This is a genomic window from Geminicoccus harenae (assembly GCF_019800005.1).
In the GTDB taxonomy this organism is placed as follows: Bacteria; Pseudomonadota; Alphaproteobacteria; order Geminicoccales; family Geminicoccaceae; genus Geminicoccus; species Geminicoccus harenae.
The window spans coordinates 222716-236090 of the sequence record NZ_JABGCL010000004.1 but is presented as its reverse complement, the minus strand read 5'-3'; the positions used below and the strand labels follow the sequence as shown (position 1 = coordinate 236090).

Below are 13375 nucleotides of genomic sequence, written 5' to 3'. Positions count from 1 at the left end.
TGAGCAGCCTCCATGGGACAGGCTCTCTCCCCGGCACGCTGCGGCAGTGCTCCCGAAGCTACGCAGGCAGTTCCGTGACCCCGATCAGGGTAAGGGTGTTCACGCCGGGATCGGCATGCCAGTGCCGTGGGTCGATCCGCTCGACCACGATCGGCGAGAAGTCCAGGGTCAGGCTGCTCCGGCCTTCCACGGTGGACAGGCTGACATTCCGGTCGCCGGGATCGATCCACCCGTTCCCGTTTGAATCGAGGACAGCACGAAGCTCGTGATCGTCGAGAGCAAAGCCTGGGATGACTTCCCCAGCGTCCGACTCATGGTCGTTGGTGACGATCATGTTCAGGACCAGCCGATCTTCTGCCGCCTTGAAGTCCGTGATGATCGCGCGGCCGCCATTCGTATGTTCAATATCGAGAAGGACCTCGTACTCGAAGGTATCGCGCCCGGCACCGCCCGTCAGGCGGTCCGCATCCGCAGCGCCGCGACCACTATGGCCGCCATGGAGGTTGTCGTCGCCATTGCCACCCTTGATGCGATCTGCGCCGTAGTCGCCATAGATCCAGTCGTTGCCGTCATTGCCTTCCAGCTCATCGGCACCGAAGTCGCCGCCGATGCGGTCGTCGCCGCCGAGGCCGAAGATGGCAAGCGGCCCGGCGGCATGCACCTGCTCCGGATGGGGCGGGGCGTGGATGATGTCGTCGAAGTTCGACCCGCGCACGCGCTCAACGTCGATCAGTTCCTCCGCGGGGCCGGTAGGCTCGCCGTTCGAGCCCAGGCGGCTGGCGGAGGCGCTGTACTCGTAGAGCTCGATATAGAGCCCGCTGGTCTCTTCCACGAACGAGACCGTGTCGCTTCCGGGGCCACCGATGAAGGTGTCGACCCCTACGCCGCCATAGAGAAGATCGTTGCCGAGCCCGCCGTCCAGCGTGTCGTCGCCGGCCTCGCCGCGCAGCACATCGTCACCGCCCTGGCCAAAGAGCCGGTCATTGCCCAGGCCGCCATTCAGATGGTCGTTGCCGGCACCGCCACTGAGCGTGTCGTTGCCGCCCAGCCCATCGATGATGTCGGCGCCGTTCGTGCCGGTGATGGTGTCGGCGCCCGGACCCGGCTTGGCCAATGGCGGCTGTGACGGCGGCGTAGGAGGAGGTGGCGGCGCCGGAGGCAGCGGAGGCGACGGAGGAGGAGGCGACGGGGGCGGGGGTGGTGGCGGCGGGGGCGGCGACACGGGCGGCTGGCTGCCGGCTGCCACGAACGCGCTGCCGTTCCAGCTATAGCTGTTCGGGTCGCCGGCGAAGCGGAGCTGCTCGATGCCGTGCCAGGACGCCTGGTTGACGAGCTGCACCGCGAGCTTCGACGCGTGGGTGATGACCAGGTCGCTGCCCAGGGTGCGGAAGGTCAGCGCGCCGAAGGTGATCCCTGCCTCGAACTGGATCGTGTCGAGCTCGCCGCCGCGATCCACGATGGTCTCGATGCCCTGGCCTTGGCCGAGCTGGTAGGTATCGCTACCCGCTCCGCCGATGAGCCGGTCGGCGCCGGTGCTGCCGAACAGGAGATCGCTGCCGTCATCGCCATGGAGGATGTCGTCGCCCTCGTGGCCGCGCAGGATGTCGTTGCCAGTATTGCCGCGCAGGACGTCGTTGCCCTGGCCGCCCAGCAGATGATCGTCGCCGGCGCCACCGATGAGCTGGTCCGGCGATTCGTTGCCGAACAGCGTATCGTCGCCCAGGCCGCCGAACAGCGTGTCGGCGCCGATCCCGCCCTCGATGCGGTCGGCGCCGTCCTGGCCATAGAGGAAGTCGTGGCCGTGCTCGCCATGAAGCTGGTCGTTGCCGCCCATGCCCAGGACGAGATCGTCGTCGCGCCCGGACCTGATGATATCGTTGCCGGCAGTGCCGGCGATGCGGTCCTTGCCGGTGGTGCCGGAAATCATTGCCATAAAATGCCCCTGTCGTTCTTTATTCGGTGCTGAGGGCTCCGCGGCGGGGCAAGCTAGATACGCAACATGTTTCCGGAAAGTAGGGGAATCCAAGAATCCGGCGTCGTCGGGCAGATCACGAGCCGGGGATCATGGCCGTCGCCCGCGGCATGGCGGCCGTCGGACGGTCGAGTTCGTCGGCCGGACCCTGACGCAGCGAGTGCCGCAGGACCTCAGACTTGGCCCGTCAACTGTGCGGTTCCCGGCCAGTCCTGGATGGCCGGCTCAAGGCCGGCCATGACGAAGAGGAACGACAGGCCGGCAGGTCATGTCGGGTCTTGGGAGCGCTCGGGGGGTTGGTCGTTCATAGTCATCCCAGAGGCGCGCTTCCGGCGACAAGGAGCCCATCTGCCTGCCGGAACATTTTCCGGATGCCACGTACTACCTGCCGTAGTGGAACCGGCACTGGGCGATCTCCAGGGCCTGGGTCGGGCCCTTTCCGGTCATCCGGTAGACCAGCCGGTGCTCGCCGTCGATGCGCTTGGACCAGAAGCCCTGCCATTCGTTCTTGAGCGGCTCAGGGTCGCCGATGCCGCCGAACGGGTTGCGCATCGTGTCCTCGATCAGCCGGTTCAGGCGCTTGAGGATCTTCCGGTCGGTCGACTGCCAGTAGAGATAGTCTTCCCAGGCATGGGCGGCCCAGACCAGCTTCAAGGCTCGACCAGGTCGTGCTCGCTGCCCTTGCCGGCGTTCAGCTCGTCGACGGCCGCTCGGAGGCGCCGGGCATTCTCGGGCGTGCTCAGCAGGTGCAGCGTTTCCTTCATGCTCTCCCACTCGGACAGGGAGAGGATCACCACCGGGTCGTGGTTCTTGCGCGTCACGATCAGCTCACGCCGGTCGTCCTCGACCTTGTCCAGGTAGCTGGCGAGGTTGTTGCGCAGGTCGGTGAAGGTCACGTAGGCCATGGCTCACTCCGATGTACACGTACATGTACATCCGGTGGGGCGATGTGCAAGCGTGAAGCGGGCGGAACGGCTATTCGAGCAGGTCCGCCTTCCCGAGGCTGGTGACGCCGAACAGGGTGACGGTGCCTTGGGCAGGCCAGCCGAACTCGCCGGCGTCGATCACCATGGACTGGCGGGTGACGCCGTTCAGGGTGAAGTCGGTGACGGAGACGGCCTTGTCCGCGGCAGTAATGGTGCCGCTCTTGTCGGAATCGAGCTGGGCGAAGGTGAGCTTCGCGGCGAACTCGCTGCCTTCGATGCCGTAATAGACCGAGACGCTGAACTGGAGCCGGTCCTCGCCGCTGGTGAAGTCGGTCACGACGTCCTCCAGGACCAGGTCGTGCATCCCGGGGAGGTCGTACAGGCCGTCGATGTCGGTCAGGTCGAAGGCGAACAGGTCCACCCCGGCATCGCCGGTCAGCGTGTCGGCGCCGGCCCCGCCATGGAGCGTGTCGTCGCCGGCACCGCCCTGGAGGCGGTCGTCATCGTCGTCGCCCCAGAGCTGGTCGTGGCCGGAGCCGCCCTGGAGCTGGTCCTTGCCGAAGCCGCCGATCAGGCGGTCGTCGCCGGCCTCGCCGTCCATCCGGTCGCCGTCGATGCCGCCGACGCCCACGTCGTTGCCCGAGCCTGCGCCCAGGATCATCCGGCCGTGGATGTCCGGGTAGAGCTCGTCCGGCATCTCGATGCGGTCGTCGCCGGAGCCGCCCACCACCCGCTCGACCCCGCCGCCGGGCAGGATCAGGTCGTTGCCGCTGCCGCCGTCCAGCCGGTCGTCGCCCAGGCCGCCATAGAGATCGTCGTTGCCGGCCTCGCCGGACAGGGTGTCGTTGCCGAGGTCGCCCCAGATCCGGTCGCGGTCGTTGCCGCCGGTGGCGGTGTCGTGGCCGTCGCCGCCGCTGATCAGGTCGGTGCCGGTATCGCCGAAGACCTGGTCGTTGCCGGCCTCGCCGCGCAGGAGGTCGTTGCCGGAGCCGCCGAAAAGCTCGTCATTGCCGGTGCCGCCCAGGATCGTGTCGTTGCCGGGGTCGCCCCAGAGCCGGTCGCGGTCATTGCCGCCCTCGATCCGGTCGTCGCCGGAACCGCCGCTGACCAGGTCGGTGCCGCTCTGGCCGAAGATCCGGTCCTTGCCGGCACGGCCATAGAGCAAGTCGTTGCCGGCCCCGCCGAAGATGGTGTCGTTGCCACCCAGGGCGTCGATCGTGTCGCGGCCCGCCGTTCCGACCAGCCGGTCATTGCCGCTGGTGCCGGTCAACTTCGCCATCCGCCCAGCCTCCGCCGGAAAGATCTGCCGTCATTACCGGATCGACTTGATGCCGACCGATCATGGCATGCTGATCTTCTGCGGAAGACAGGTCAAGGGCGGCGGGTGACGCCGGCCTCGGTGACGACCAGGTGCATCGGGATGTCGTGGGGCTGCGGGCGGATGGTGGGGATGGCCTGCAGCGCGTAGCCGATGCCGATGGCCTGGTAGTTCTGGAGGGTCGCCAGCGTGCGGTCGAAATAGCCGCCGCCATGGCCCAGACGATAGCAGTCGGGGTCGAAGCCGACCACGGGCGCCAGCACCAGGTCGGGCGTCACGATCTCGCCATCGGCCGGGACGGGTATGTTCCAGATGCCGCGCTCCATCCGGTCGCCCGGTCGCCAGGTACGGAACTGTAGTGGCGTGTTCTTCTGCACGACCACCGGCAGGGCCACGATAGCGCCCCGCTCGATGGCCCTGGCCAGCCAGGGACGCAGGTCCGGCTCGCCGCGGAACGGCCACCAGGCGCTGACCACCTTGCCCTGGAGGTCGCCTGCCACCTCGTCCAGATGCGCGGTGATGGCGTCGGTGAGGACGGCGCGCTCGGCGGCCGGGACCGCCAGGCGTGCCGCGATCAGGCGCTCGCGCTCCGCCTTGCGCCAGGGCAGGAGGTCGGCTGGTGGAAGGCCGAGCCAGGCGGGATCCAGCTCGTGCATGAAGCAGGGCGGCGAGGAGAACTCGCGCGGTTCGTCGTTGGGATCGTCGCCCATTTCCTGCCTCCTGCTGGCGGGTCAGGCCAGGGTGGCGACGGTCTTGCCGGCAAGCTCGCCCTGGCGGAGGCGGTGAAGATAGCCGGGAATCTCGTCCAGGCCGACCCGGTGCTCGATCATCGGGTCCAGCCCGCCCGAGGATACCCGCCCCAGCAGGTCGGCCAGCATCACCGCGAAGTCCCGCTGGGTGGGTACGTGGCCGGCGCCATAGGCGCCGCCCAGGGCGACCTCGTGGATCGAGGCGGCATAGGTGTAGGCCGGCACGTTCGCGAGGTTGGGCAGGGGGTCGATGCAGACCAGGTGGCCGTTATAGTGGATCAGCTCCAGCGAGCTGCGCGCATCCGCGGGCCTAGCGACCTCCAGCATCACGTCAGCGCCATAGCCGCCGGTGAGGGAGCGGACCCGCTCCTTCAGGTCGGGGGCGCGGTAGTCCAGCACCTCGTCGGCGCCCAGATGGCGGACGCGCTCGGCCTTGGCCGGGGAGGAGAGGGCGATCACCTTGGCGCCGGCGCGCCTGGCGAGCTGGACGGCGAAGCCGCCGACGCCGCCGGACGCACCCTGGACCAGCACGGTCTGGCCGGCTTGGAGGCGGGCCTTGCGGAACAGGCCCTGATACGCGGTCATGCCGGCGCAGGGCAGGGCGGCGGCCGCCTCATAGCTGAGGTCGTCCGGCACGGTGGCCAGCACATGGTCGTCGGCCAGCGCGAACTCGGCGAACACGCCCGGGCGGGACAGGTCGCCATGCCAGGCGACGCGCTGGCCGGGCTGCCAGCCGGTCACGTCCGTGCCCACCGCATCGATCACGCCGGCGGCGTCCAGGCCCAGCACGTGGGGGAGCTGCCAGCGCGGATGGGCGCTCTCGGTGAGCTTCCAGTCGACCGGGTTGATCGAGACGGCGTGGACCCGGACGCGGACCTGGCGGGGGCCGGGCTCGGGCACGGGCAGGTCCTGGACCACCAGGTCGCGCGGATCGGCGGATGGCTGGACGACGGTGACGGCGCGCACGGGCTTGCTCCTCAGACGACGAGATAGCCGCCATCCACCGGCAGCACGATGCCGGTGACATAGGCGGCGGCAGGGGAGGCCAGGAACAGGACGGCACCGGCGAGGTCGTCCGGGCGGCCCCAGCGCTTCAGGGCAGTGCGGTCGCGGATCGCGGCGTAGCGGGCCGGATCCTCCTGGATGCCGCCGGTGAGCGGCGTCTCGATCCAGCCAGGGGCGATGGCGTTCACGCGGATGCCGTCTCCTGCATAGGCGATGGAGAGCGACTTGGTGAGCTGAGCGACGCCGCCCTTGGACGCGGCGTAGCCTGGCACCAGGCCGCCGCCGAAGAAGCTGAGCATCGAGGCGGTGGTGACGATCGCCCCCTTTGTCGCGGCGAGCAGCGGGCGGGCGGCGGCGCAGGCGCGCATCGTGCCGGTCAGGTTGATGTCGACCACGTCGGCGAAGACGTCGGGCTCCAGTTCGGCATGGCGGCGGATCACGCCGGCGCAGGTGACCAGCACGTCCAGGCGGGGCAGGTGGCCGATCAGCTCGGCCACGGCCGCGCCGTCGCGCACGTCGAGCAGGCGGCGCTCGGCGCCGGGCAGGTCGGCAGCCGCGGCCTCGACCTCGGCGGCGACCGCACCGGTGGCGGTGACGCTCGCCCCATGCGCCAGGAACGCCTTGGCCACGGCCTTGCCGATGCCCGACGTGCCGCCGGTGACGAGGACGTGGCGGCCCTGGAAGAGGTCCGGACGGAAGCTGTCGGTCATCGAGTCATGGTCTCGCAAGGTTGAGAGCGGTCAGGCCGGCGCCGCATCCTTAGCGCGCGCCTCCAGGAGATGGGCGTAGTAGCGGTCGGTGTTGTCGACATGCTGGCGCAACCTAGCTTGCAGCTCGGGCAGGTCGCCGCGCAGCACGGCGTCGCGGATCAATAGATGCTCGCGGAACGAGTTCTCGGCATGCTCGCGCTGGCGGGCCAGGCGGGTGCGCAGGGCCGAGAAGCGCCAGTTCACGACCGAACGGTAGGCTTCGAGCAGCATCGGGCTCTGGGCCGCCTCCAGGATCGCCAGGTGGTATTCGGAATCCAGGCGCTGGTAGCCGAGATCGGCGGTGGTGGTGGGGTCGACCGCATAGGGGCGCATCCGCTCGATCACGTCGCCCAGCGCATCGGCCAGCGCCAGCTTGGCGCGCACCAGGGCGAGCGAGGCCGCCTCCAGCTCCAGGGCCACGCGCAGCTCGCACAAGGCGCGGACCTCGGCGGGGCTCGGGTCGAACACGAAGATGCCGCGCTGGGCCACCACCGTGACCAGGCCCTCGCTCTGCAGGCGGATGCAGGCCGAGCGCACCGGCGCCTTGGTGACCCGGTAGCGGGTGGCGAGCTGCTGCTCGGACAGGCGCTCGCCCAGCTCGAAGCCGCCCTCGACGATGTCGCGGCGCAGCCGGCCGAGCACCAGGTCGGTCAACTGCTCGGGACGGTCGATCGGTTCGACTTCGGCTCGGCGGGCGCTCATCCTTTCTGGCTCAGGCGGCGAGCGGGCGGTTGGGCAGGTCGATGGGGGCTGGCAGCTCCTCCTTCATCATCATGGCAACGCCCTTGTCGGCCACGGCGAGCACGATCGTGTTGGTGTTGCCGCTCATGATGTTGGGCATCATCGAGGCGTCGAAGATGCGCAGGCCTTCCAGGCCGATCACGCGCAGCTCCGGGTCGACCACCGCCATCGGGTCCTTCTCGGTGCCCATCTTCGCCGTGCCGGCCGGGTGATAGACGGTCTTCACGAAGCGCTTGCAGTGGCCGATCAGTTCCTCGTCGGTCTTCAGCTCGTCCGAGGGGAAGACGACCTTCTTCACCATGTCCTTCAAGGGCTCGGTCTCGAAGATCTCGCGCACGAACTTCACCGAGGCGAGCGTGATGCGCAGGTCGTCGGGATGGTCGAAATAGTTGGGCTCGATCACCGGGCGGGCGCCGGGATCGGCCGAGCGCAGGCTGATCCGGCCGCGGCTCTTGGGCCGGAGCAGGCAGGAATTGACCGTGATGCCGTGGTCCGGCTGGATGTCGGTGATGTCCTTGTCCAGGAACACCGCCGGCACGCAGAAGAGCTGGATGGTCGGGTCGGCGTCGGTGTCCTCCGGGTTGTAGAAGCCGCCGGCCTCCACGCCGTGGGACGCGACCGGGCCGGACTTGAATAGGAGATATTGCAGGCCGTTCTTGTACTTGGCGAAGCCCACGTCCTGCTTGTGGTAGCCATAGGCGCCGTTGGTCATGGCGATGACCGGGACCTCGTGATGGTCCTGGAAATTGGCGCCGACCCCGTCCAGCCGGTGCTGGAGCGCGATGCCGTGGCGCTTCAGCTCCGCTTCCGGGCCGATGCCGGAGAGCATCAGGAGCTTGGGCGTGGCGATCGCACCGGCGCACAGGATCACCTCCTGCTTTGCCCGCGCCTGCACGGTCTGGCCGTTGCGGACATATTCGACACCGACCGCGCGCTTGCCCTCCAGCACGATCCGGCTGACCAGCACGCCGGTCTCGAGCGTCAGCTTCGGGTTGGTGCGGACCCCATCGAGGAAGGCATTGGCGGCCGAGCAGCGGCGGCCCTGATAGGTGGTGGTCTGGTAGAAGCCGATGCCGGTCTGCCGCTGGCCGTTGAAGTCGTGGCTGAAGGGGATGCCGGCGCCCTGGGCGGCGCGGACGAAGGCACGGCTGGCCTCGCAGGTATGGACCGGGTCGGAGACCTTGAGCGAGCCGGACACGCCGTGCAGCGCGTTGTGCAGGCGCTGGTTGCCTTCCATCCGGCGCATGTGCGCCACGATGTTGCGGTACGCCCAGCCGGCACCGCCCGACGCCTCCTCCCAGGGATCGTAGTCCGCTGGGTTGCCGCGGATATAGATCATGGCGTTGACCGAGCTGCCGCCGCCCACGATCCGGCCCTGCGGGATGATCGGGGCGCGGCCGCCCAGGCGCTCCTGCTTCTCGGTCTCGTAGAACCACATGAACTTGTCGACGCCCAGCAGCTTGATGAAGCCGGCGGGCATGCTGACCAGGGGGTTGCGGTCGCTGGGCCCGGCTTCCAGTACCAGCACCCTGGCGCCATGGTCCTTCACGAGGCGCCCTGCCGTCACGCAGCCCGAGCTGCCGCCGCCCACCACGATATAGTCGTATTCGCCGGCCACCTGATCGCGCCTTTCCAAGCTCACGAGTCGTCGTCGTCCGCAGCCGCCTGGCTGCCGTCCGGTGGGTAGAGGAGGATACGGTCCGGATCGAGCCTGAGATACAGCTTCTCGCCGTCCCGCGGCAGGACCGCCGGGTCGGTCAGCAGGGTGACCCGGGTCCGGCCGACATCGACCACCAGGATGTTGTGGTCCTGCAGGCGCTCGGTGACGAAATGGGTGGCGCGCAGGTGGTGGTCCCTTTCGCTGCCCAGGCTCAGCCAGGCGGGGCGCACGGCCAGGCGCATCCGCCCGGGCGTCGCCTTGACCTTGGGTGGCAGGAGGAAGGACTGGCCGGCGGTCGTGAAGTGGAATTCGCCGTCCGTCACGACGACCTCGCCGTCGATGAAGTTGATCGGCGGCTCGCCCACGAAGCCGGCGACGAAGGCGTTGACCGGCCGCTCGTAGATCTCCTCGGGCGTGCCGATCTGCTGGATGTCGCCATGGCTCATGACGATGATCCGGTCCGCCAGCGCCATGGCCTCTTCCTGGTCATGGGTCACGTAGATCATCGTCGTTTTGAAGTCGCGATGGATCGACTTGATGAACTGGCGCATCCGGTAGCGCTGGCGGGTGTCCAGGTGCGAGATCGGCTCGTCCAGGAGGAACACGGTCGGGCGGCGGATGAGCGCGCGGGCCAGGCCCACCCGCTGCGCCTGGCCGGACGACAGCTCCTTGGTGCGGCGCTGGAGCAGCGGGGCCAGCTCCATGGTCTCGGCGATCTGCCGGACCTGGCGGTCGATCGCCGCATTCGCCTCGCCCCGGCAGCGCAGCGGGAAGGCGATGTTCTCGTACACGCTGATGGTAGGGTAGAGCGCGTAGGATTCGAACGACATGGCGACGTTGCGCTCGCGCGCGCGCACCTCGTTCACCGGCCTGCCGTCGAAGCGGATGGTGCCCTCGGTGATCGTCTCCAGGCCCGCGATCATCCGCATGGTCGAGCTCTTGCCGCAGCCCGACGGGCCCAGGATCGCGACGAACTCGCCGTCCGCGATCTCGAAGTCGATGCCGCTCACCGCCGGCGGGGCACCCGGGTTGTAGCGCTTCACCAGCCTTTCGGCCTGGATCGATGCCATGGAGTTCAGGCCTCGCTCAATGGACGGTGGGCATGGCGGGGTGGCTGACCGCCCGGCCATCCTGGAAGACGTGCAGGCGGGCAGGGTCGATCGCCAGCCAGAGCGGCTGGCCGGGCACCAGATGGCGCTCGGGCGGGACCACCACCGCGATCAGTTCCTGGCCCAGGCCCAGGCGCACGACCCGGACATGGCCCAAAAGCTCGACCTGATCGACCGTGACGGGCACGGCATGGCGATCGTCGGCCTGATCCGCGATCGACAGTTCGGCAGCGCGCACCCCTAAGCGGCAGGCGGAACCACGCAGCGGAGCGGCCCAGCCGGGGCCGACCGGCAGGCGGTGGCCGGAGCGCAGGCGCAAAGCCGGCTGGCCGCCTTCCTGCTCCACCGTCGCGTCGAGGAAGCTCATCGGTGGCTCACCGACGAAGGAGGCCACGAACTCGTTGACCGGGCGGTGGTAGATTTCCTCGGGGGTGCCGAGCTGCTGGAGCACGCCCTGGTCGAGCACCGCGATCCGGTCGCCCAATGCCAGCGCCTCGCGCGAGGAGGTGGTGGTCAGCACGATGGTGGAGGCGAGGTCGCGGGCCATGGCCTTCAGCTCGGCGCGCATCCGGTGGCGCAGCTTGGCATCCAGGTGGCCGATCGGCTCGTCCAGGAGATAGGTGCTGGCCGGGCGGATGATGGCACGGCCGAGCGCCACGCGCTGGCGCTGCCCGCCGGACAGAAAGCCCGGGCGGCGCTCCAGGAGATGGGGGATGCCCAACGTCTCGGCGATCCTGGTGACCTTGGCCTGGATCTCGCTGTCGGCCACACCCTTGGCGCGCAGCGGGAAGGCCAGGTTCTCGAACACGGAGAGGTGCGAGTAGAGGGCGTAGTTCTCGAAGCACATCGCCATGTCGCGGCGCTCGGGCGGCACGCCCAGGAGCGATTGGCCGTCCCGCAGGATGTCGCCGGAGGTCGGGCGGACGATGCCGGCGATCATCTTGAGCGTGGTGCTCTTGCCGGCGCCAGCCGGCCCGTAGAGGACCAGGAACTCGCGGTCCTGCACGGTCAGGTCCAGGCCCTTGATCGCCAGGGTCGTGAGGCCGAAGCGCCGGGTGACGTTCCTCAGCTCGATCATCGCACGCTCTCCAGGAGCTTTCTGGCCCGGCGCTTGCGGTGGGCGACGAAGGCGCCGCCCAGGCCCAGGGCCACCAGCGTCATCAGCACGGTCGAGAGGAGGCCCCGGCCGATCACCGGCTCGACCAGGCCCAGCCAGGCGAATACGGTGCCGAGGAAGATCAGGACGGCCATGAAGCCGGCGTCCCAGGCTTGGCTGAAGGTCATGGTCTCAGCCCCTCACCGCGCCGAAGGTGAGCCCGCGGACCATCCAGCGCTGCATGGCCAGGACGAACAGGAGCATGGGCAGGACGGCGAGCGTGGCAGCGGCGGCGACGGGGCCCCAGAGGATGCCCTGGAGGGTGAAGAAGCTCTCCACGCCGACGGTGACCGTGCTCCAGGTCTTGCGGGTCAGGATGTAGGCGAACAGGAACTCGTTCCAGCAGAAGATCAGGGTGAAGATCGCGGTGACCGCGATGCCGGGGGCGGCCAGCGGCAGCACGACCTTGCGCAGCACCTTGAGGCGGGACAGGCCGTCCAGCCGGGCGGAGTCCTCGAGCTCCCGGGGGATGTCCTGGAAGAAGGAGACCAGCAGCCAGATGGCGAAGGGCAGGTTGAACATGGTGTAGCTGATGATGAGCGCACCCGGCTTGTCCAGGCCGATCTGGAGGAACTGGCCAATGCCGGTGCGGCCGATGTCGCGGAAGATCAAAAAGTAGGGCAGCACCACCGCGATGGCCGGGAACATCTTGGTGGACAGGATGAAGAACAGGATGTGGCCGTCGCCGGTATTGTAGCGGGCGAACGAATAGGCGGCGAGCGAGCCCAGCACGACCACGAACACGGTGGAGATCACCGACACGATCAGCGTGTTGGTGACGTAGCGCAAAAAGTCCTTGTCCACGATCGCGTGGACATAGTTGTCGAGGGTCGGTGAGAAGAACAGGCGCGGCGGGGAGACCATGATGTCGCCCGGCGGCTTGAACGAGGTCAGGATCATCCAGAAGATCGGGAAGGCCGCGAACAGGACGACCAGCAGGATCAGCGCGTAGCGCAGGGTCGAGAAGGCGGGATGGACGGGGCGCTGGAGCATCGGCCGGTCCTCTCAGTTCTGCGCCTGGGCGCGTTCGGTGAACTGTTTGAGCAGCGGGCGGAGCGCGAAGACGCTGGCGACCAGCAGCGCGTAGAGGAAGAAGATCGCCATGGTCGACGCGTAGTCCATGCGGAACAGCTTCAGCCCGGTGCGGAACAGGTAGAAGGTCATGGTCTCGGTGACCGTGCCGGGGCCGCCGCGGGTCAGCACCGCCACGGCGTCGTAGAGGCGCAGGCTGTCGATGGTGCGCAGGATCAGCACCAGGAACAGGACGGGTGCGAGCATCGGGAAGGTCAGGACGCGCAGGACCCGCCAGGTGGAGGCACCGTCCAGCTCGGCGGCCTCGAACGGCTCCCTGGGCAGGCTGGACAGGCCGGCAAGGGCGATCAGCGCCACGAACGGGGTCCACTGCCAGACGTCGAACAGGACGACCGACCAAAGGGCGATGTCGATGTCGCCCAGCCAGTTGGGCTCGGGCAGGCCGAGCGAGCCCAGGAGCCAGTTGATGACGCCGAACTGGGGGTCGTAGAGGTTGCGCCAGAACAGGCCGGTGACGGCGGGGGCGGTGGCCAGCGGCAGGATCAGGATCGAGCGGACGATCGTCTTGCCGTGGGTGGCGCCGTGCAGGAGGAAGGCGATGGCGATGCCCAGGATCATCTCCAGGCCGACCGCCGCCACCGTGAACTTCAGCGTGACCGCGATCGATTCCCAGAAGGACTGGTCGAACAGCACGGTGCGGTAGTTGTCGAGGCCAACGAACTCGCGCAGGCCGCCGCGGGTCAGGTCGGCCATGCGGAACGACACCATCACCGCGTAGCCCAGCGGGACCAGGGCGAACACCAGGATGATCGCCATGGCGGGGGCGATCAGCGCCCAGGCGAAGGCGCGGTCGGACATGCCGCCGCCGCGGGCGGCATGGGCGGGTCGGCCGGCTCCTGCCGTGGCATAGGTCGCCGCCATGGGCGTCGTCCTCCGGTGGAAAAAAGAGGTAGGGAAG

Annotated in this window: 14 protein-coding genes; all 14 read right to left on the bottom strand. The window is 68.6% G+C overall.

Annotation, left to right across the window (positions count from 1 at the left end; all coding sequences use genetic code 11):
- Positions 1 to 58 precede the first annotated feature (58 nt).
- The 14 genes from HLA95_RS05065 to HLA95_RS05000 all read right to left on the bottom strand — a co-directional run bounded on the left by HLA95_RS05065 (position 59) and on the right by HLA95_RS05000 (position 13338).
- Positions 59 to 1933: a calcium-binding protein gene (locus HLA95_RS05065; protein WP_222182663.1), complete on the bottom strand. Its 1875-nt coding sequence runs from the start codon at positions 1931 to 1933 to the stop codon at positions 59 to 61.
- A 420-nt stretch (positions 1934 to 2353) separates the two neighbouring features.
- The gene (locus tag HLA95_RS05060; RefSeq protein WP_191060644.1) at positions 2354 to 2626 is read right to left on the bottom strand and encodes a Txe/YoeB family addiction module toxin; all 273 of its coding nucleotides are present in this window, start codon (positions 2624 to 2626) and stop codon (positions 2354 to 2356) included.
- Positions 2623 to 2877: a type II toxin-antitoxin system Phd/YefM family antitoxin gene (locus HLA95_RS05055; protein ID WP_191060645.1), complete on the bottom strand. Its 255-nt coding sequence runs from the start codon at positions 2875 to 2877 to the stop codon at positions 2623 to 2625. The genes HLA95_RS05060 and HLA95_RS05055 overlap by 4 nt, the downstream gene beginning before the upstream one ends.
- Before the next feature lie 70 nt (positions 2878 to 2947).
- Entirely contained in the window at positions 2948 to 4177 is a 1230-nt protein-coding gene (locus HLA95_RS28810; protein ID WP_191060646.1) for a calcium-binding protein, read from the bottom strand.
- Between the two features lie 92 nt (positions 4178 to 4269).
- Positions 4270 to 4926: a 5-formyltetrahydrofolate cyclo-ligase gene (locus HLA95_RS05045; RefSeq protein ID WP_191060647.1), complete on the bottom strand. Its 657-nt coding sequence runs from the start codon at positions 4924 to 4926 to the stop codon at positions 4270 to 4272.
- A 21-nt stretch (positions 4927 to 4947) separates the two neighbouring features.
- Entirely contained in the window at positions 4948 to 5931 is a 984-nt protein-coding gene (locus HLA95_RS05040) for a zinc-binding dehydrogenase (RefSeq protein WP_191060648.1), read from the bottom strand.
- An 11-nt stretch (positions 5932 to 5942) separates the two neighbouring features.
- Entirely contained in the window at positions 5943 to 6680 is a 738-nt protein-coding gene (locus tag HLA95_RS05035) for an SDR family NAD(P)-dependent oxidoreductase (RefSeq protein WP_222182661.1), read from the bottom strand.
- A 30-nt stretch (positions 6681 to 6710) separates the two neighbouring features.
- On the bottom strand, positions 6711 to 7421 hold the full coding sequence (locus tag HLA95_RS05030; RefSeq protein WP_191059523.1) for a GntR family transcriptional regulator: 711 nt from the start codon (positions 7419 to 7421) through the stop codon (positions 6711 to 6713).
- A 10-nt stretch (positions 7422 to 7431) separates the two neighbouring features.
- Positions 7432 to 9102 carry a GMC family oxidoreductase gene (locus tag HLA95_RS05025; protein ID WP_222182659.1) on the bottom strand — a complete coding sequence of 557 codons (1671 nt, stop codon included), beginning with the start codon at positions 9100 to 9102 and terminating at the stop codon, positions 7432 to 7434.
- On the bottom strand, positions 9099 to 10190 hold the full coding sequence (locus HLA95_RS05020; RefSeq protein WP_191059524.1) for an ABC transporter ATP-binding protein: 1092 nt from the start codon (positions 10188 to 10190) through the stop codon (positions 9099 to 9101). The genes HLA95_RS05025 and HLA95_RS05020 overlap by 4 nt, the downstream gene beginning before the upstream one ends.
- Before the next feature lie 16 nt (positions 10191 to 10206).
- Positions 10207 to 11307, bottom strand: coding sequence for an ABC transporter ATP-binding protein (locus HLA95_RS05015; protein WP_191059525.1), 1101 nt, complete (start codon positions 11305 to 11307; stop codon positions 10207 to 10209).
- On the bottom strand, positions 11304 to 11513 hold the full coding sequence (locus HLA95_RS05010) for a hypothetical protein (RefSeq protein WP_191059526.1): 210 nt from the start codon (positions 11511 to 11513) through the stop codon (positions 11304 to 11306). Before HLA95_RS05010 ends, HLA95_RS05015 begins: the two co-directional genes overlap by 4 nt.
- A 4-nt stretch (positions 11514 to 11517) precedes the next feature.
- Positions 11518 to 12378: a carbohydrate ABC transporter permease gene (locus tag HLA95_RS05005; protein ID WP_191059527.1), complete on the bottom strand. Its 861-nt coding sequence runs from the start codon at positions 12376 to 12378 to the stop codon at positions 11518 to 11520.
- A 12-nt stretch (positions 12379 to 12390) separates the two neighbouring features.
- A complete protein-coding gene (locus HLA95_RS05000; protein ID WP_222182657.1) occupies positions 12391 to 13338 on the bottom strand; it encodes a carbohydrate ABC transporter permease in 948 nt (315 codons plus the stop codon).
- Between the last annotated feature and the right edge of the window lie 37 nt (positions 13339 to 13375).

Bases quoted from the DNA above. Each gene is read 5' to 3' on its own strand.
- HLA95_RS05010 (WP_191059526.1), bottom strand. From the start codon at position 11,513: ATGACCTTCAGCCAAGCCTGGGACGCCGGCTTCATGGCCGTCCTGATC.
- HLA95_RS05035 (WP_222182661.1), bottom strand. From the start codon at position 6,680: ATGACCGACAGCTTCCGTCCGGACCTCTTCCAGGGCCGCCACGTCCTC.
- HLA95_RS05045 (WP_191060647.1), bottom strand. From the start codon at position 4,926: ATGGGCGACGATCCCAACGACGAACCGCGCGAGTTCTCCTCGCCGCCC.
- HLA95_RS28810 (WP_191060646.1), bottom strand. From the start codon at position 4,177: ATGGCGAAGTTGACCGGCACCAGCGGCAATGACCGGCTGGTCGGAACG.
- HLA95_RS05005 (WP_191059527.1), bottom strand. From the start codon at position 12,378: ATGCTCCAGCGCCCCGTCCATCCCGCCTTCTCGACCCTGCGCTACGCG.
- HLA95_RS05000 (WP_222182657.1), bottom strand. From the start codon at position 13,338: ATGGCGGCGACCTATGCCACGGCAGGAGCCGGCCGACCCGCCCATGCC.
- HLA95_RS05055 (WP_191060645.1), bottom strand. From the start codon at position 2,877: ATGGCCTACGTGACCTTCACCGACCTGCGCAACAACCTCGCCAGCTAC.
- HLA95_RS05015 (WP_191059525.1), bottom strand. From the start codon at position 11,307: ATGATCGAGCTGAGGAACGTCACCCGGCGCTTCGGCCTCACGACCCTG.
- HLA95_RS05065 (WP_222182663.1), bottom strand. From the start codon at position 1,933: ATGGCAATGATTTCCGGCACCACCGGCAAGGACCGCATCGCCGGCACT.
- HLA95_RS05020 (WP_191059524.1), bottom strand. From the start codon at position 10,190: ATGGCATCGATCCAGGCCGAAAGGCTGGTGAAGCGCTACAACCCGGGT.
- HLA95_RS05030 (WP_191059523.1), bottom strand. From the start codon at position 7,421: ATGAGCGCCCGCCGAGCCGAAGTCGAACCGATCGACCGTCCCGAGCAG.